Annotated in this window: 13 protein-coding genes; 11 read left to right on the top strand and 2 right to left on the bottom strand. The window is 55.7% G+C overall.

Annotated elements, in window-relative coordinates; genetic code table 11:
• The first annotated feature begins 9 nt into the window (after window positions 1–9).
• From CGZ80_RS03835 to CGZ80_RS03790, 10 genes are all read left to right on the top strand, one after another.
• Window positions 10–1,296 carry a DUF1559 domain-containing protein gene (locus CGZ80_RS03835; protein WP_094411527.1) on the top strand — a complete coding sequence of 429 codons (1,287 nt, stop codon included), beginning with the start codon at window positions 10–12 and terminating at the stop codon, window positions 1,294–1,296.
• Window positions 1,297–1,421: 125 nt separating this feature from the next.
• Window positions 1,422–2,546, top strand: a complete 1,125-nt coding sequence (locus CGZ80_RS03830) for a multiheme c-type cytochrome (protein WP_233148219.1) — start codon at window positions 1,422–1,424, stop codon at window positions 2,544–2,546.
• Window positions 2,533–4,008 carry a tetratricopeptide repeat protein gene (locus tag CGZ80_RS03825; protein WP_158222538.1) on the top strand — a complete coding sequence of 492 codons (1,476 nt, stop codon included), beginning with the start codon at window positions 2,533–2,535 and terminating at the stop codon, window positions 4,006–4,008. The genes CGZ80_RS03830 and CGZ80_RS03825 overlap by 14 nt, the downstream gene beginning before the upstream one ends.
• 183 nt (window positions 4,009–4,191) lie before the next feature.
• Window positions 4,192–5,652: a TolC family protein gene (locus CGZ80_RS03820; RefSeq protein ID WP_094411521.1), complete on the top strand. Its 1,461-nt coding sequence runs from the start codon at window positions 4,192–4,194 to the stop codon at window positions 5,650–5,652.
• Between the two features lie 87 nt (window positions 5,653–5,739).
• Window positions 5,740–6,219 (top strand): hypothetical protein, encoded by a 480-nt coding sequence (locus CGZ80_RS03815; RefSeq protein ID WP_143543732.1) that lies wholly within the window; start codon window positions 5,740–5,742, stop codon window positions 6,217–6,219.
• Between the two features lie 223 nt (window positions 6,220–6,442).
• Window positions 6,443–6,793, top strand: coding sequence for a hypothetical protein (locus tag CGZ80_RS03805; protein ID WP_094411514.1), 351 nt, complete (start codon window positions 6,443–6,445; stop codon window positions 6,791–6,793).
• Between the two features lie 244 nt (window positions 6,794–7,037).
• A complete protein-coding gene (locus CGZ80_RS03800; protein WP_158222537.1) occupies window positions 7,038–8,954 on the top strand; it encodes an efflux RND transporter periplasmic adaptor subunit in 1,917 nt (638 codons plus the stop codon).
• On the top strand, window positions 8,955–11,681 hold the full coding sequence (locus tag CGZ80_RS03795; protein WP_315851402.1) for an efflux RND transporter permease subunit: 2,727 nt from the start codon (window positions 8,955–8,957) through the stop codon (window positions 11,679–11,681).
• Window positions 11,671–12,414 carry an efflux RND transporter permease subunit gene (locus tag CGZ80_RS29080; RefSeq protein WP_315851401.1) on the top strand — a complete coding sequence of 248 codons (744 nt, stop codon included), beginning with the start codon at window positions 11,671–11,673 and terminating at the stop codon, window positions 12,412–12,414. Before CGZ80_RS03795 ends, CGZ80_RS29080 begins: the two co-directional genes overlap by 11 nt.
• 66 nt (window positions 12,415–12,480) lie before the next feature.
• On the top strand, window positions 12,481–14,010 hold the full coding sequence (locus tag CGZ80_RS03790; RefSeq protein WP_094411510.1) for an ArnT family glycosyltransferase: 1,530 nt from the start codon (window positions 12,481–12,483) through the stop codon (window positions 14,008–14,010).
• Between the two features lie 3 nt (window positions 14,011–14,013).
• On the opposite strand, the gene CGZ80_RS03785 is transcribed toward CGZ80_RS03790, so the two are convergent.
• Entirely contained in the window at window positions 14,014–15,366 is a 1,353-nt protein-coding gene (locus tag CGZ80_RS03785; protein ID WP_094411508.1) for a hypothetical protein, read from the bottom strand.
• A gap of 316 nt (window positions 15,367–15,682) precedes the next feature.
• Here CGZ80_RS03785 and CGZ80_RS03780 point away from each other — a divergent pair, with 316 nt between their 5' ends.
• A complete protein-coding gene (locus CGZ80_RS03780) occupies window positions 15,683–16,993 on the top strand; it encodes a PQQ-binding-like beta-propeller repeat protein (RefSeq protein ID WP_094411506.1) in 1,311 nt (436 codons plus the stop codon).
• Between the two features lie 12 nt (window positions 16,994–17,005).
• Here CGZ80_RS03780 and CGZ80_RS03775 read toward each other — a convergent pair whose 3' ends face one another.
• A complete protein-coding gene (locus tag CGZ80_RS03775; protein WP_094411504.1) occupies window positions 17,006–18,124 on the bottom strand; it encodes a hypothetical protein in 1,119 nt (372 codons plus the stop codon).
• Window positions 18,125–18,139: the final 15 nt, after the last annotated feature.

Here is an 18,139-nt window from a genome sequence, read left to right as displayed (position 1 = left end):
AGACTTGGAATGGTGCGAAGTAAGGGGATGTCCCGTGGTTTCACGCTTGTGGAGCTGCTGGTCGTCATTGCAATTATTGGAATTCTGGTGGGATTACTCCTGCCGGCAGTTCAGGCGGCTCGCGAAGCCGCGCGACGAATGAGTTGCAGTAATAACTTTAAGCAGATCGGGTTGGCGATGCACAACTACCATTCTGCGTACAAGGAACTGCCTCGCCAAAACGGCGGTACTGGCCTGGGTATCCTTGATGGATGCACCCAGTGGTGGGAAGGCTCCACGACCACCAACAACGAAGAACTCAGTGCCTTCGTTGGAATGATGCCGTTTTTGGAGCAGCAAGGACTTTGGGACAATATCGTCCAGCCCGGAACCCGGACACTCGGCGGTGCAGCACTGCCACGAGCTGCTGGTACGTTGGGTCACTGGACATCAATGGGCCCCAACCCGCGTCTGGACCGTAACGGCGAAGAATCGCGTTTGTTCATTCCTTGGTCAACCGAAGTCGCGACTTTGCGCTGCCCCAGTGACCCTGGACAAGGCGCTCCTGCGGGTGGTCGGACGAACTATGCCGTTTGCTTGGGTGACTCGTACAACCAAGTTTGGGACAACGGTATGAAGAACGGTGACTTAACGCCCGGCGACGCTTGGCGTGCGAAGTTCTTTAACGCTTCGGACCGTGGTTTCTTCTCACGTAAGAAATCGACGAAGTTCCGTGACATCCTCGACGGTCTTTCCAACACCGTCGCAGGTGGCGAAATCATCACTGACCTTGGTGACCGTGACAAACGAAGTGCGTTGGCCGCCGTTACACAAAGCTGGGTTGTCGAAAACAACCCAATGTACTGCGTTCAACAGGGCTGGATTGACCAAGAGTCACCTTCGTTCTGGTGCGATGTTAGCTCCACCGGATGTACTCCTCCGACTCGTTACATGGACGGTGCAGCCGGCCGTGGGATGAACTGGGCCTGGGGTGCATTTACCATGACAGCGATGCACACCATTCGTCCGCCCAACAGCGAAATGTGTGAAGCCCACTGGTACGACAACGTCGGCCTGTGTCCACCAAGTAGCCGTCACCAAGGTGGCGTTCACATTCTGATGGGCGATGGTGCTGTTACCTTCATCACCGACTCCATCGATGCCGGTACGCAAACCGAACCCTGCATCGGTTCGCACTCGGAACCGCCACGTAGCCCCGATGAACCTTGGCGAGTCGGTAAGAAGAGTCCCTATGGTGTTTGGGGAGCTCTCGGAAGCTCTCGTGGTAAGGAAACGATCGAAGAATCGTTCAATTAATCACCTCTCAAGATGTGATTCAACACTCGGAAACCCCGTCCGCGATCGCGGACGGGGTTTCTTTTTTGTTAAACTTGAACGCTTCAGTTCTTTCTCTTTCGATAGTGAGACTCGGTTTGAAACGCGTGCTTGGAATTCCGGTCGCTGCGTTGCTGTTGCTTGGCACGTCGATGTCGCTGCACTTTGACGAGTCGACGCAAAGTACCGAGACATCGAAACCAGCGATTGCAATCGCTGATGGAGTTTCAAGCGACACCAAGCCAACCTTTGTTGGACGTGATATCTGCAAAGAATGTCATCAGACGAACTATGACTTGCACGCTCACCATGGTCACAAGTCGACGTTCTACCTGGCCGATGATCCTAAAATTGCCGAGCTGTTCGACGGCAAGACCTACGACGCGGGTGAACCGTACGGAACCTATCACTACCACACTGACGAGGACGGCCTTTACGTTACGCTGCCAGAACGTTTTGGTGACCGTCCTTTCCGCTTGGACTATGCCCTCGGTTCCCCCGAAGGCGCGATCACATTGCTCTCTTTGATTCCCGATCAACAGGGCAACACAATCGCGATCGAGCACCGGGCATCCTGGTTCAATGCCACCCAAAAGCTCGGCCCCACGCCACAGGAAGCTCCCGGCCCGATGCCAGTCCAAGCCGAAGCATTCGGATTGAAACACCAAGGCAACGTGATGCGAAAATGTGTCTACTGCCATACGACCGCCGGGGAAATCGAAAACCAAACCGTCGTCGGACTCGTTGCAAATGTGAACTGCGAGAAATGCCACGGACCGGCCAGTGAACACGTTCGTCTCGCGCGGCAAATGGAGAACCCGCCCAAGTATTCGGTTGGCAAAGCGGACTGGGATGTCGAATCAGAAATTCAACTGTGTGGTGATTGCCACCGACTGCCAATGACGATTTCACGATCCGAGTTGCGTGAATACCCCGACGAACTCGTACGGTTTCAGCCGGTAGGGATTCTACGCAGCCGATGCTACCTGGAATCCGAACGCCAGCTCGGTTGTTCGACTTGCCACAATCCGCATGAATCCGTCGAAACGGTTCCAATGGAACGGCACGTTAAGAAATGCGTCAGCTGCCATTTGGAATCCGAGTCGGATCACGTCGCTTGCCCCGTCTCGCCTAAAACCGGTTGCATTGAATGTCACATGCCGGCAAAACAATTGCCCGGTATTCATCTCGACTTCCACGATCATTGGATTCGAGTTCATGAACCACAGTAAAACCATTCGCCGCTTCCGCGTACGTGTCTTGGTCGCGACCGCATCGTTCGCGCTCTCGTTTAGCGGTTGCACCCAGCCGACCGAACCGTCCTCGTCAAAGGATCAAGCCAAGCTAAACGGTCGGTCTGTGCCGCCCCTTGACGTGGTCGGTCGTCCTGAAAAAGTCAGCATCAACACCCGCCCTTCGGAACGTTCTCCTGCGTTAGCCAAGCCACAACGGGCTGAAGAAGAAACTGATCCCGTCGCATTGCAAGACGCGGCGATCGAAGCATTGGAACGCGGCGATCTGGTCGCCGCGTACGACTCGATTCGACAAGCGAACCGAATCGCTCCAGAAGATCCGCAAACCGTATTCCTGCTCGCTCGCGTTCTCGCCGAACGAAATCGCTTTCCCGAAGCCATTCAGATTTTGGATGAGCTCGCAATGGTGACTCCGGATGCTCGCCTGCCCATTCTTGGCCAGACGGCTGAGTGGATGGTCATCCAAGGCGATTGGGAACAGGCCGAAACTCGCTACCAGTCGTTGCTGACCGCGACGGATGGTAGCCCGATGGTCCATCGCAAACTCGCCGAACTCTATCTGCGTGAAGGGCGTCGAAGTGAAGCGTTCGTCCATCTCCGGTCGCTTTGCCAATACGGGAACGTCGAAGAAGCCGAGTTACGTGCGTTGCTCAACCAAGTTCATCCCTTTACTGGCGAGCTTTCAGAGGATGAACAATCTCCGATCGGCGTACTCGGCATCGCAAGGCATCTGATTGGCCAAGGTGACTGGGTGGGTGCACACGAGGCGTTATCGAAATCGCCCAATGCGAACACACAAATCCAAGGCCTACGTGGACGAGTGGCGGCTCACTTGCCCGACACCAAGACTCTCGCAGATTGGTACAAGGAAAACGAGTCTTTCCAATCCACCATAGAAGACAACACCTCGGACCATTGGTTCGGATTTGGAATGTGGCAGGCCAGCCAAATGGAATGGCGCAAAGCCGCGTACTCGTTTGGCCAGGCTTTGAAACTCGACCCGACTGACGCAGAGGCTTACCAACACTACGCCACGGCATTGAAATCACTGGGGATGGATCGACAGTCGGACATTGCACAACAGCGTTTCGAGTGGCTAGCGAAAACCAAATCCATCGGCTCAACAATGGCGATCAAAGAGCAGCGAAACGATGCTGCCCTGGGTGAACTGGTCGACTGTTTGGATCAATTACGTCGGCCGCTGGAAAGTGTCGCGTGGCAAGCGATTCGAGTAGTCTACGCCCAACAACAAGGAACGTTGTCCGCACAGCAAGCTCGCGAAAAGCTTGAATCAATCCGCCAACAGCGTCAGAAACTGGATCCTTCGGGCAGAGATACGGCGAGTGCGTCGTTCATCTTGTGCGACATTGAACTCGAACAATTCCTTGACGAATCATCGGGCGACGAAACGAGTACTTCGGCTGACGACGGCAGCGAGTGAACGGCCCGTCGTTTTTCGCAATCGTTACAACCGTCAAGCGTCGCGTCGGATCCCCAACAGATTCGATTGCGATCGATGATCAGCAGGTTTCTTTGGCCGATGTCAGCATTGGACCGTGCCGCAGATTGACTCGCACCACACCCGTTGTGCCGAGAGTCTCAAGATTGCGCCCAAGGAATATCGATGCGGACATCCAATGCGACTTCACTAGCGATCGGCGTGCTGACCGCCAGTCTGACCGTGGGATGCGCAGCAACACCGCCAACTGGCCCAGCCACCGACATCAGCCATCAGGTGACTGCCGTTGCGCCAATAGCGCCGGTAGCAAATGGCACTTCCAATGGGACGCTTGTCAGCCAAGTGGACTATGAATCATTCGCCTCGCTCTTGAGCGAAACGGATACAGTACCACCGCACATAGACGCTCCGGGACCATCGCATCTCCCGTCCCTCATCGACGATGCGCTGGCGAATAATCCTCGCTTGGCCAAACTTCAAAGTGAGTACCAAGCGGCGGCAGCCCGTTCGCGATACGTCGACAAGCTTCCCGATCCGGTATTCGGCGTCAACGTATTCGGCAACCCTCTGGAAACGGCGGCGGGCTCGCAACGTGCGAACATGAATGTGGGGCAAGCGATCCCGTGGCTTGCCAAACTTGACGCACAACAACAGCAAGCCTGCTTAGAAGCGATGGCAATCCACGCGGAATTTGAAGCCGCGCGGCTAGCGGTCACGGCACAAGTCGCGACCGGTTGGTACCGCCTGTACGTCATCGACAAACAAATCGAAACCGCTGTCGCCAATCAAGAGTTACTCGAGTCACTGATCGATGTCGCCAACGCGGGTGTCTCAACAGGCACGACAACACAAGGCGATGTCTTGCTCGGTACGCTGGAGCTGTCACAGTTGGAAGAACGCTTGCTCGCTCTGCGTAAACAGCGGACGAGTGTCCAAGCTGAAATGAACCGCTGGATCGGACGTTCGGCGGCGACCGCCGTGGTGACCGATACAACGATTGCTCACAACGATGTCTCTCTCGATGCAGACGCTTTGCTGCAACTCGCGATGTCACATCAACCAGAGATTCAAGCGGCGCAGCTACGTTCGCAGGCAACGCGCTGGGGTGTCGAAGTCGCCCGACTGAGCCGCCGCCCCGAATTCAGGTTATCGGCCAGCTACTTTATGACAGACGACAACCGCCCCGCGTCATCGGTCGTCAATGTGGGCGAAGATCCCTGGGCGATTGGGGTGCAAATGAGTTTGCCTCTGCGGCGAACAAAGTACGATGCGATCGCAAACGAAGCCGGCTGGAAACATCATGCGGCCCACGAGACATTGCAAGGCATCGTCGACCAGTACGACGCAATGATTTTGGAACAGGTCGCTGAAGCTCGACGAGCCTCCGAGACTGCGGCATTGTATGACGCGACGATTCTGCCACAGGCGCGCCAAACTCTGGCCGCCGATCAAGATGCCTACGCCAACTCCAAAGCCGACTTTGACCGAGTTATCCGCGACTACCGAACCTTGCTAACCTTGGAGCTCGGCTACCATCAAGCGATCGGAGAATTGGCTATCGCCAGGGTGAAATTGGAGCAGCTCGCCGGACAGACACTCGGCATCGAATCCTCTGATGCCGAGTGACCGTTGGAGACAACGAACGAAATCCGATGTGGCCGGATTCGAATCTTCGGTGTAGAATTCCAGCTCTCACCTCAAGGAAGACCTGTTTTGTTCGATCTGCTGCGAAAACAAACCGTTTGGCTGACAGTAGCAATGCTGCTGATGCAAGCGGTGTGTCCACGCAACGGAATCGGCTGTGGCTGCCAGTCTGCTTCTGGCTTCCATTGCCAGTCAAACGAGACCGGATGTTGCTGCTGTGCGGGGATGACCTCAAAACCAAGCCCCCAGACAGAGGCAGTTCGCTGCCCACATTGCACAGGCCAGAATGTTGCGAATCAGACCGACGCCGTTCGGCCATTGCAACTTTGCCACTGTGGCGACCATGACACGAGTGTGCCGCCGCAATCAAATCTTCCTGATTCGACGAATACGTCACTACAGGTTTTGCTGGACCTTGTCGTCGCCGCCCATGTTGGTGTGATTTCCGAACCCGTGCTCACATCGGTTCCGAACACGCCTCCATCCTTCTCTTGCGAAACGCTGACCAACCACTACAAGCAGATCGTGCTTGGCGTCTGGCGGACCTAACGTCCGCATTCTTTTCAGTCAGCCTCTCTCTCTATCAACCGCCGGCGTGAATTGCTGCGCGCTCAGCACGTAATCGATCTCATCGAGATCCGTGTTGCGAGGGAAAGGCGTCTTTAGTCCCCACTGTCTCCGAACACTGTCTCCGAACGCTGTCAGCGCTCGGAACCCATTTTTCCTTTTGAAACTTGCGATCCGTTTTAGAAACTTACCCGAGGTAAAAAACATGCGACGAATGACTTCACTTGTTCTCGTGACCGCCGCTGCAATGTTCGCCGGCTGCTCGCCAAAACCGACCCAAGAAACACCGGTCGACGAAGTGGTCGAGGTGACCACCGTTTCGACCGACAACGAATACTGCCCCATGATGGGCGGCAAAGTCACCGAAGACGGCGGGACGGTTCAATGGGGCGATAAGACGATCGGCTTTTGCTGTGACGGTTGCGACGAAGAATGGCAGGCACTCTCCGAAGAAGAGAAGCAAGCCAAGTTCGATGCCGCCCAAGCCAAGAGCGACGCGAAGCATGACGACGAACACGACCATGAAGGTCATGACCATGCGGATCACGCCGAGTAAGACGTGACGTAGCGGTAGGCACCGCTGATGAATCAGGCGACTGGTCGGGAATTCATCCGGCACGGTCCAACGCTGGTTTTCTTGGCCAGTCGCACTTTTTCGAATCCATTCGGCCAAACAAGTTGGCCCTTCGTCCAGCGAACTTGCAATGTCAAACGAATCGCCCACGCCGACGTCTTCAACGGCAGTGCGCCCATCACGGCGTCCGCTGTCATGGTGGCTATCACGCTTCGGACGCGTCGGAATGTTTTTCGCAAGCGGCGTCTTGCTGATTGTCTTACTCGGCCTTGCACAGCGACTGGGCTGGATCCGTAGCGGTCCAGGTGGGCCGGCGAACCCTTCCGCCAATGCCGCACAAGAAACATACACGTGCCCCATGCACCCACAAATTCGCCAGCCTGGCGAAGGACGCTGTCCAATCTGTGGCATGCCTTTGGTACCGGCCGCGTCGTCTGGAGGTGACCTTGATGACTTCGCAATCAAGATCGAACCGGCGCAGCGACGCCTTGCAAATATTCAGACCGAAACGGTCCAGTCACATCCGGTCACGTCAACGATTCGCACGATCGGATCGATCCAGATCGACGAAAGCCGTCAAGCCACGCTGTCGTCCTATATCGACGGCCGAATCGAACGGCTTTTCGCCGACTATACCGGCGTGTTGGTCAACCAGAACGACCACCTAGCTGTCATCTACAGTCCGCAACTCTATGCGGCACAGGTCGAATACCTCGAAGCGAAGAATTCACTCGCCAAGCTTTCCGGTTCGACGCTCGATTCGATCCGCCAAACGCAACAAAAGCTGGTTCAAAATTCTCGTCAACGATTGATTGAATATGGCATGACCCCGGAGCAACTTGCCGAGATCGATCAATCGGGCGAAGCACAATCGCGATTGACCATCTACGCCCCGATCGGTGGAACGGTGATCGAAAAGATGGCCGAAGAAGGCATGTATCTTTCGGCAGGCGAACCGATCTACCGAGTCGCCAACCTGAATACGGTTTGGCTGATGTTGCAGCTCTATCCCGAAGATGCTTCGCGCGTACGCTTTGGCCAACAAGTTAGCGCGGAGTTGAACTCGCTTCCTGGCGTCGCGCTGCAGGGTCGTGTGGCGTTCGTCGACCCAAGCGTCGATCGAAAGAATCGCACCGTGGGCGTGCGTGTCGAATTCCGAAACGATGACGGCAAACTGCGTCCAGGCGACTATGCCGAAGCGACAATCGATGTGCCGATTGGGCCTCAGGGCGAAGTCTATGACGCGGAACTGGCCAACAAATGGATCAGCCCCATGCACCCGCAAATCATTCGCGATGCACCCGGTGAATGTCCGATCTGTGGAATGGCGTTGGTCCCGACATCACGGTACGGCTACAGCGATCGCCCTGTCGACCGAAAGAACTCCTTAACCATCCCGAGGTCGGCGCTCTTGATGGCTGGCGAACACAGCGTCGTGTACGTCGAAACCGAACCCGGCCGCTTCGAAATTCGCAGTGTCAAAGTCGGCCCAATCGTTGACAACAACGTGGTCATTCAAGATGGCGTTCAAGCGGGCGAGCAAGTCGCTACGGCAGGCAACTTTTTGATCGACTCTCAAATGCAACTCGCGGGCAAACCGAGTTTGATCGATCCGACTCGGGCGATTGCCAAACAAGCGATTCGCAACGAGCCGCTGCAATTCGAAAACATCCAAGTCGCGAGCTTCGATGGCCCAACGGGTCAGTCGCTGGAGCAACTCTATCAAGCGTACTTTCGAATCCAATCATCCTTCGCTGAAGATAAAAAGCCGAACGCGGCCAACGTCGAACGGCTTCAATCCAGTACCCAAAAGTTACTCGAGGACTCGTCACTCACTGACGACGTCAAACAGCAACTGGACAACATTGCAAAGAACACCGCCCACCTCCATCACCTTCCGATCGACCAAGCGAGGGTTCAATTTAAAACGATCAGCCACGCCGTCATCCGGCTTGCCACCGAAGCACGTGGCGCTCAAGCAGAACAGCCGTTTTATCAGTTCTTTTGCCCCATGGTCAAACAAGGTGAAGGCGATTGGCTACAAAACAATGACCAATTGCTGAATCCCTACTGGGGCAGCGAGATGCTGCACTGCGGTGAATTGGTTCGCACGATCCCTGCCGACGCTTCGGGGGACCAATAGATGCTGCGAGGACTGATTGCGTTTTGCGTTCGCGAACCCCTGATTACCGGTGTGATCGCCGCGGTATTGATTGGATTTGGTCTCTACGCGACTCGCCATGTTCCAATCGATGCGATCCCCAACGTCGGTGAGAACCAAGTGATCGTCTTCACGGCATGGCCCGGACGATCCCCCAAGGACGTCGAAGATCAAGTGACCTATCCCTTGTCGGTCGCGCTATTAGCGGTACCGCATGCCGAATCCGTGCGTGGCAAAAGCCTGTTCGGATACAGCTTTGTGCAGGTCACATTCAGCGACGACACCGATTTTTATTGGGCCCGTTCACGCGTCGCCGAACAGCTTGGTACCGTCGGTGCGAAACTGCCCGAAGGGGTCGTGCCGACGCTTGGTCCCGATGCGACCGGGTTAGGGCAGGTCTTGTACTACACGCTGACGCCAGCCGAAGGGATGAACCTCGCTGACCTACGCAGCATTCAAGACTTTGTCGTCAAATATGAACTGCAAGCCGTCCCCGGAGTCAGCGAAGTCGCCAGCGTCGGTGGTCACGTGCGTCAGTATCAAATCGAAGTCGATCCGGACAAACTTCGATTTCACAACTTGCCGCTCGATCAATTGGTCGACGCGGTGCAAAAATCCAACTTGGACGTTGGCGCCAAAACCGTCGAATCCGGAGGAATGGAATTCATCATTCGCGGCCGAGGACTACTGGGCGCTGATCAAAGTGTCGAGCAAGCGATCAAAGACATCGAGCAAACGGTTGTCCGCACGAGCGACGGTATTCCGCTTCGGATCGAAGACATCGGCGGCGTCCAGCTTGGCCCCGAGTTCCGTCGTGGCGCGATCGACTTGAACGGGACCGAAGCCGTCGGCGGTGTCGTCGTGATGCGGTTTGGCGAGAATCCCCGTGACGTCATCGAACGGGTCAAGGCGAAGATCAATCAAATTGAACCAAGCTTGAGTGGCGTCAAAATCAATGTCGTCTACGACCGCACGGGGCTGATCAACGAAACGATTGGGACACTGACCGAATCGCTACTCCAAGAAGTCCTGATCACCGCCGCAGTGATCTTGTTCTTTTTGTTGCACTTACGTGCCAGCCTGGTTGTTGCGATCACACTTCCGGTGGCTGTGCTTTTGGCTTTTATCGCCATGCAAATTTCCGGAATCGAAGCGAACCTGATGTCGCTCGCCGGGATCGCGATCGCGATCGGAACGATGGTTGATATGGGGATCATCGTTTCCGAAACGATCTACGACCGACTTGCCGAATGGGAACAGGCCGGTCGTCCAGGTGGCAGCGAGCGTCGCTTGGAACTGATCAACGAATCGGCAAGCGAGGTCGCACCGGCTGTGGTGACCGCGGTGATGACGACCGTGATCAGTTTTCTCCCCGTACTAATGTTGACCGGTCGCGATTACAAACTGTTCGCACCGCTGGCTTGGACGAAATCGTTCGCCTTGATCGCTGCACTCATCGTGGCCGTCACGCTCGTCCCACTGCTCAGCCGCCTTTTGCTTCAAACAAGCAGATGGACTCGGCAACGCAGACTGCTTGGCGCCTTCGGAATGGGATGTGTCTCCACAGCGGTCGCAGGGGGATGGCTGTACTGGTTCGCTGTCGACGGCAACCATTTACTCGCTTTGTTCGCTGTCGCAATCATCAGCAGCATCGCGGGTTACTGGATGCTGGGCGAACGCCTGCGTCCGACCGACCAAAACCCGGTCAGCCAACTCATCTTGCGCGGCTATGCACCCACACTGCGATTCTTTTTATCACGCAAAGGCTTGTTTGCGTTGCTGCCAACTGTGGTTGTGGTGCTGGGGCTTGGTGCCTGGTTCGGCTTGCCGACCGTGCTGCGACCATTCGAGCAATTCGCGTCGAAGCTGGGTGCCGATTTGAACGGCGTCCCAGGCTATGTCGAATTCAAGCACCAGATGACCGGTTTGGAATCCGATGACTGGATCGCCCTCGATGAAGGCAGTTGGTTTTACATGCCAACGCTGTATCCGGCAGCCAGCTTTTCGCAAGCGATGGAGGTGCTGCAGACCCAGGACGCGTTGATCAAAGAAATCCCCGAAGTCGCCAACGTGCTTGGAAAAATCGGGCGAGTGGAATCGGCTCTCGATCCCGCGCCGACCGCGATGATTGAGACCTATGTGATGCTGAAACCTCGCGACCAATGGCGTGATGGAATGACCGGCAAACAGATCTGGGACAAAATCAATGCCGTGGCGACACTGCCGGGCGTCACCCCCGCATCGCCACTACAACCGATCGAAGGCCGCGTTGTGATGTTACAAAGTGGCATCAAAGCGTCGATGGCGATTCGCATTTACGGCGACAGCTTGGAAGGACTCGCCAACGCTTCCCTGGACGTTGCCGCGCAGCTGAAAACAATTCCCCAAGTTGACGCCGCGACGGTGAATCCCGATATCGTCTTGGGAAAACCGTATGTCGAGTTTGACGTCAATCGTGACGCGGCCGCCCGCTATGGGATGTCGACAATGATGGTCAATCAAATTGTCGAAACGGCGCTCGGCGGCTCAAACGTGACACATACGCTCGAAGGCCGCGAACGGTACCCCGTTCGGATCCGCTATGAGCGTCACCTTCGTGAACGACTCGACGAACTGAAGCGTTTGCCGGTGGTCACGCATTCCGGTGAAGTGGTCCCGCTTTCGGTGCTTGCCACCATGAAGACGACTTGGGCCCGGCGTGATCAATAGCGAAGATGCCCGACTGGTCGCGCACGTTTCCTTTTCCCCATCCGGAATGGTCGGCGACTTGGAAACCGTCGCAATGGTCGAGTCAAACTTGCGTGATGCGCAGAACGATGAAAAATTGACACTACCGACCGGCTATGCTTTAAAAGCCGTCGGATCGTTTCAAAATCAAATCGAAGCCAACCGGCGATTGATGTGGGTGATCCCCTTGGTGATCCTAATCAATCTGTTCATCATCTACTTGCAGTTCCGACACCTGCCGATTTCGATCAGCGTGTTTGCGGGAATCCCTGTCGCGTTTGCCGGCGGGATGATTTTGCTGGCGATCAACGCAGTCGAAATCAACACCGCCGTGTGGATCGGATTCATCGCATTGTTTGGCATCGCAGTAGACGACGGTGTCGTGATGGCAACCTATTTGGATCAGGTTTTCTCACGCAAACGCTTGGCCAGTGTCAGTGATATCCGCCAGGCGACCGTCGAAGCGGGGTGCAAACGGATTCGACCGTGTCTGATGACAACCTTCACAACAATTATTGCGTTGATCCCTGTCATTCAATCAACCGGTCGAGGCTCTGATGTCGCCAAGGCGATGGCCTGGCCAGTGATCGGCGGGATGTCGGTCGAGCTTTTGACGCTGTTCGTCGTCCCGGTCTTGTTCGCGGCCTTCAAGGAATTCGAAATGAACCTGGGCCTGCAGGACCGGCACTGGGAAGCATCAGCAGAGAGGGATTGATGCGAGTTCACGGGTAGTTAACCTAGTCTCTTCCAATCCGCGTCACCCTTCGATGGCCTTGATCTGATGTCACGCAAACCACACCTAATCTTGTTGGTGGCGGTTTTACTGTTTGTCGTCTTGCGGTATCCGCTGTTGGAGAATCATCCGGGGATTCAAGACGAACAGTGGTTTGCGATACCGGGGTACACGATGTGGACTGAAGGGGTCCCGAGGATCCCTTATCTTCCTTCGCGGATTCGTTCGTCATTTTTCGAAAATGCTGACGTTTGCATGATGGCGTTGCCACCGGGGTTAGCATTCGCGCAAGCACCGTTCTTTGCAGTGTTCGAACCTGGTTATCCGACAGCACGGTTGCCGGTATTTCTGGCCGCTATCGGCACCATCATCGTCGCCTACCTCCTCGCGAGACTGCTTGGTCTAAAGGAACGCGTGGCGGGGGGCGTCGCAATCTTGATCGCACTCTCACGACCGCTTCTGTTTGCAGGCCTGACATCGCGGCCGGACGCGTTGTGCATCTTTTTCGGCATCTTGTGCTCGTATTGGCTTTCGAAGCAAGTCCTTGGCTTGGCTGATGCGTCTCCTTCGATGCGATCGAAAAACATGGCCGTGTTTTTTGCGGGACTGTTTTGCGGACTTGCCGGATTGTGTCACCCGCTTGCGATCGTCTTCGCAATGCAATCCGGAGTGACGCTGTTGTTTATCGGCGGCGGACCGAAGCGGATTGTGATCGCTCTGTGTCTCTTTGCGTTAGGTGCATTGCTTGGTATCGCTCCTTGGCTGCCGTACGTGCTGACGTATTCGTACGAGTTCAATTCTCAGTTTATGGCCAACGTCTTGGATCGCGCCGGGCCGGGCCTGTTTGCTCGCCTGCTATGGCCCTTTCCGTCGCTAGTTCATCATGCGGGGCTTCTTTTAGCATTGCTTGGACCGGCGCAATTGGCACTGTTGGCGACTGCGATGATCGCTGGAACAATTGCAGTGATCCGGTCACGTTCACTTTCGCATCGCAGCCGCTTGCTCGTCACTTTTTATGCTTGGTCAGGCCTCTACTTCACCGCGACGGCAGCTGGTCGTCACCCGAGTCAGCTTTACTGGTTGTACGCATTTGTGTGGTGCATGATTTTTGGAGCGGTTGGCGTGAACGCCGCGATCGAGTGGATGCGCGAAAAGTATGCGAATCGAACCAAGCAAGCTTTGATGGGGATTGGGATCGCCGCATGCATCGCAGTGATGATGCCTGGCGCGGGATTGCGAACTTGGCTGACTTATGTCACGCACTGGAAAGACGCCCGCTACAACGGGCAAGCGTTTATTGCAGAAGTGCTCAGTGACATCCCGAAGGATGCCGAATGCTGCGTCGATGTGAGCTATGTATTCGATGTTTATCTGAGCGGCCGGCCGACGCGACTTTGTGCCCACCGCCAAGGCATGTGGGGCGACGAAGAAATCGAGTACGACTTTTTATTGATCGCTTGGGAAGGAGCCGATGGCGACTGGGCCAACCAATACGAGGCTCGCTTTGTCAAACGATACGGATCCGACACCTCACCCCAAGAATGCTACGTCGACCTGTTCGTCCCAGCGAATCAATAATACCTAACGCATTGATTCGCTGTTCTGACGCTTCGCATTGCGTTTCAGCTGTGCGTCATAGTTTGCTTGTGCCTGGGCGACGTCTTGGTGCGTTTGGGCGATCGCCAGATTGATTGGGTCAAGCTTCAACAACGCTTCATCGGACTTCGCTTCATAAACGGCGCGCACAAAGTCTTGCCATACCTGACCGCCGATCACCGGCACCAAGAAAGGCGTGTGTTTCTTTCCGTCGCGGTAGAGCGGCCTTGGCATCGGCTGATAGCACAGGCCGTCACCAGAATACATTCGCATCTTGCCGTCGCGGACCGTTCCGTCCGCCGAGGTCGTCGAATAGAGAAACTGTTGCTCGATCGTCGCCATCAAGTCCAGTTCCCACAATTGAGGTTGGCGATAGTCCCAAACGTTTTGTGTTGGGTTTAATTCTTTGATCCGATGCTGGCCATCGAGAAGCTTGCCACCTTCATAGCGAGAGAAATAGTCGAAGCGAGTTTCGGTTGCTGGCTTCATCGACGGGTGATCGGTGAGAAACGACTTGCCGGTCCGCTTCTCGAAATCGAACATCGCGTTTTGAAACTTCCGCATCAGCGTCACGTCGGTTTTGAGTGGCTGATGGGGCCGCAGCAGAATCGCTGGCTTGTTCGATACCGACGCGATAGCCGCTGGAGTTGGTGTGACTTGTTTCGAAGGCGATGCTGCGAACGGCGTGCGATCGACCTTTGCGATCGCCTGCTTTGGTATCGCTGCCAGGGGCTGGTTGCCGCCAGACGCAGTAACACTAGGCACAGCGACACCAGACGCTAGGACGTCGAACTCTGTGACATCAAACGCTGGGGCGACTGGCTTGGGCTGGACGGGCTGACTGAGGAACCACCAACCCGCGCCGACGATCGTGGCAGCAACGAGGACTTTGTAATAGTGTCCGGCGATGTAAGCACCGATCAATCCCGTGACGACACCGGCGAAGATTTTACCGTCGCCTGGCAGCAGCCCCATTCCCCAAAAGCCAGCGGCTAAGAATCCGAAGATTGCAAACATCGGATTGATCGGTGTCGCTGGCGTCGTTTGAACGCGTTTTTTCGACTGACGTTGGCTTTTGGACCTGCCGCTTGAGACCGACTTCTTTCCCGATCGCCGCGATTGAGGCTCATTTCGACGGGGCGAGCCTGCCTGCTGCTCAATGGCTGCCTGCTGCTCGGCCTGCATCATCGCGGCATCGTGGGCTTGCTGCTCCGCGAGCTGACGATTCATCGCATCTTCTTGCATGCGTCGCTGCTCTTCAGCCTGCGACCCGGCGAGGTCGTTGTAGCCATCGACGCTGCTAAATCCGCCGCCGGGATGATTTCCAAAGTCGCTCATCCGTAGTCCTTTTCCAAATGCTATTCGACCGCCAACATCCGACTGATTCCTGCCCTATCTTCGCTAGCCCACCGTACCGAATCCGAGAGTGGCAGAGCTAGTGCTATTGCTGGTCTCCACTCGCCTGGCATCGTCTTGGGCACCTTGAACATGCAAATCCTTCAATTTTTTCGACCAGTGCGTTATGCTGATGGCGTTTTGTTCGAGCCAGCCACGACCACATGCGTCGCATTTGTGGTAAATAGCCAGCCAGTTCTTTTTCCCGATTGGCAATCCGCTGGCATGAGATTGTCAGCCGAACACACTCGCAATCTCCATGAAACGACTTTTCCCATCCCGACGCCGTCGCGTGATTTCCCAAACGGTTCTCTCGCTACTCGCCTGCACAAGCTCCTTTGCCGTTGCAGACGAATTCGAATGGCCGAAATTCCAAAACGCCGGAAATTCCGTGAACGTCAATCTGCCGACCGAATGGTCGCCGACCGAGAACATTGCCTGGACAGCTGACATTGTCGGCTATGGCCAATCGACACCCATCGTCGCTCATCAACAAGTCGTCGTCACATCAACGAGTGGCGAAAACAAAGACAACTACCACATCAGCTCGTTCAGCCTGACCGACGGCAGCCCGAATTGGCAAGTCGATGTGAGCAACCCATCGCCGTTCAAGAATTCGCCCATGGTCAGCCGCGCCGCACCAAGTGCGGTTGCGACCCAAGAGGGTTTCGTCGCATTCTTTGAAGGCGGCGTCTTAGCTGCGGTCTCGCCGGATGGAACGATCCGCTGGGAAAAGAACTTGGTGGAACAGTTCGGTCCGATCGAAGCTCGCCATGGCCTTGCCGCATCGTTGGAAAGCGACGCCAAACGTGTCTTCGTCTGGGTCGAACGAAGTGAGGACCCTTACGTTTTGGCGATTGATCCGGCCACCGGCGAACAACTCTGGAAAGCTCCCGGGGTCGGTTCCGCTTCATGGGCGTCGCCTCGATTGGTTGACGTCGGCGACCGGCAGCACTTGGTGTGCAGTGCCAAGGGCAAAATCGTGGGAATGGATCCAGAATCCGGCAACCAACTTTGGGTGTTCGAAGACGTCATCAACAACACGTCTTGCACCCCGATGCCAGCCGGAAACTCACAATTCCTCGTCGGCGCCTCGGACGGTCGTGGCGAATCGTCGGCCGGTGATGCGGCGTCATCGAACGGGCTGGTGCAAATCCGGCCGCAAGCCGACGGCACGTTCGATGTGAGTTACAAGTGGCAAGCCACGAAAGCAACGTCAACGTTTGGCAGCCCCATCGTCGCCGGCAAAACGGCCGCCATTGTCAATCGCGCCGGTGTGCTCTATCGGTTCGACCTCGAATCCGGCGAAGAAATCTCCGTCGAACGCACCGATGCAGGCGGCATCTGGGCGACACCCTTGGTGGCCGGTAACAACCTTTATCTGTTCGGTTACAAAGGCACGACGTCGGTGATTTCGCTCGAAAACGGCAAAGAGATCGCCGAGAACCGCTGCTGGGAAGCCGCCGCGGAAGACCCTGGCTTTGGTGGCGGAAGCGTTTTGTATGCCGCGACGCCAGCGCCGCCGTACCTGCTGATTCGACGCGGCGATCGCATCTACGCGGTCAAATAACGCGACAGCGTATTAGCTTTTCCAAAAGAAGTCGGTGTGCGTCCCGCCGACCCAGATGCTGTGCTCGGCGGCAAGGTTTAGTTTTTCGAACTCTCCCTTGCCGCGCATCTCGATCACCAAGTCACGCAACATGTCGCCAACGTAGCGATCCCAATCAGCGACTTCGGAACTTTCGGGTTCGATTACTAGTTTCGTTCCGTCGGGCAATGCCAACTTCAGCGACTCGCCCTCATCAATTCGCATCACGGCATCATGCCAATGTTCCAAATCGAGCACATGGTCAGTGCCTTCGATGAACTCCACCGACTCGGCTGATTCGGGGCGTGTATCGAACACCAGATCGACGAAGCCTTCATATTCGATATCGAAAAGCACTGAAATCGCCGTGATCGGGCTGTCAGCTTCACCCGCATCTGGCTGTGGACGTTTGATGTAAGCTTTGATGCGTTGGCGAAGATAACGCTGGACCTTGCCACGATCTGTTTTCAGATTGATCCGCAGAATTTTCGATCGCGTAAAATCCTGCAAAGTCAGCGTCAGACTGTCTGCTTCGCCTTGGCTCAGATAGTATTTGTAGCGCTGGTGTGCTTCGTGTCGCTTCGCTTCATCCCATCCGTCGAACGCCTTACGAAACCTTCGACGCTTTTGGTTTTCCAATTGCTCGAACGCTAGCTCAAACTCGTTCGCCGGTTGATTGGTCCGGAGCATGACCGCCAATCCGGAATCGTGTGCGCTGCTACAAGCCTCGATCAGACATTGCAACGTCCGCACTGCGGACTCCAAATCGGATGGCGTCGAATGATCGGCGTTCAGCCACTGGCTCGCAATCAATTCGACTTCGCCAGCATCGATCTCGGCAAGTTCCCCTTGAAAGGCATGCGGGATCATTGCCAAGGTCCGCGACGGGATCGCATGGTGTTCGGCGAAACGGCCATAAACGTCACGTCGCAGCTGCCACCATGCTTTTCGGTCGTCCAAGATACCGCGCCGAGCTGCGATCACAATGACAATGTCATCGATCGTCAGCGGCAGCGATTCGATCACCTTCAATTCCAACATGTTGTTGGAATCTGCCAAGATCTTGTCGAACTGGTCTGAAGACGCGACGATCAGGTCTGCGTGTGGTTGCATCGTTTCCCGCCTTTG

Source organism: Rhodopirellula sp. MGV, assembly GCF_002251265.1.
In the GTDB taxonomy this organism is placed as follows: Bacteria; Planctomycetota; Planctomycetia; order Pirellulales; family Pirellulaceae; genus Stieleria; species Stieleria baltica_A.
This window is presented reverse-complemented; position numbering and strand designations above follow the sequence as displayed.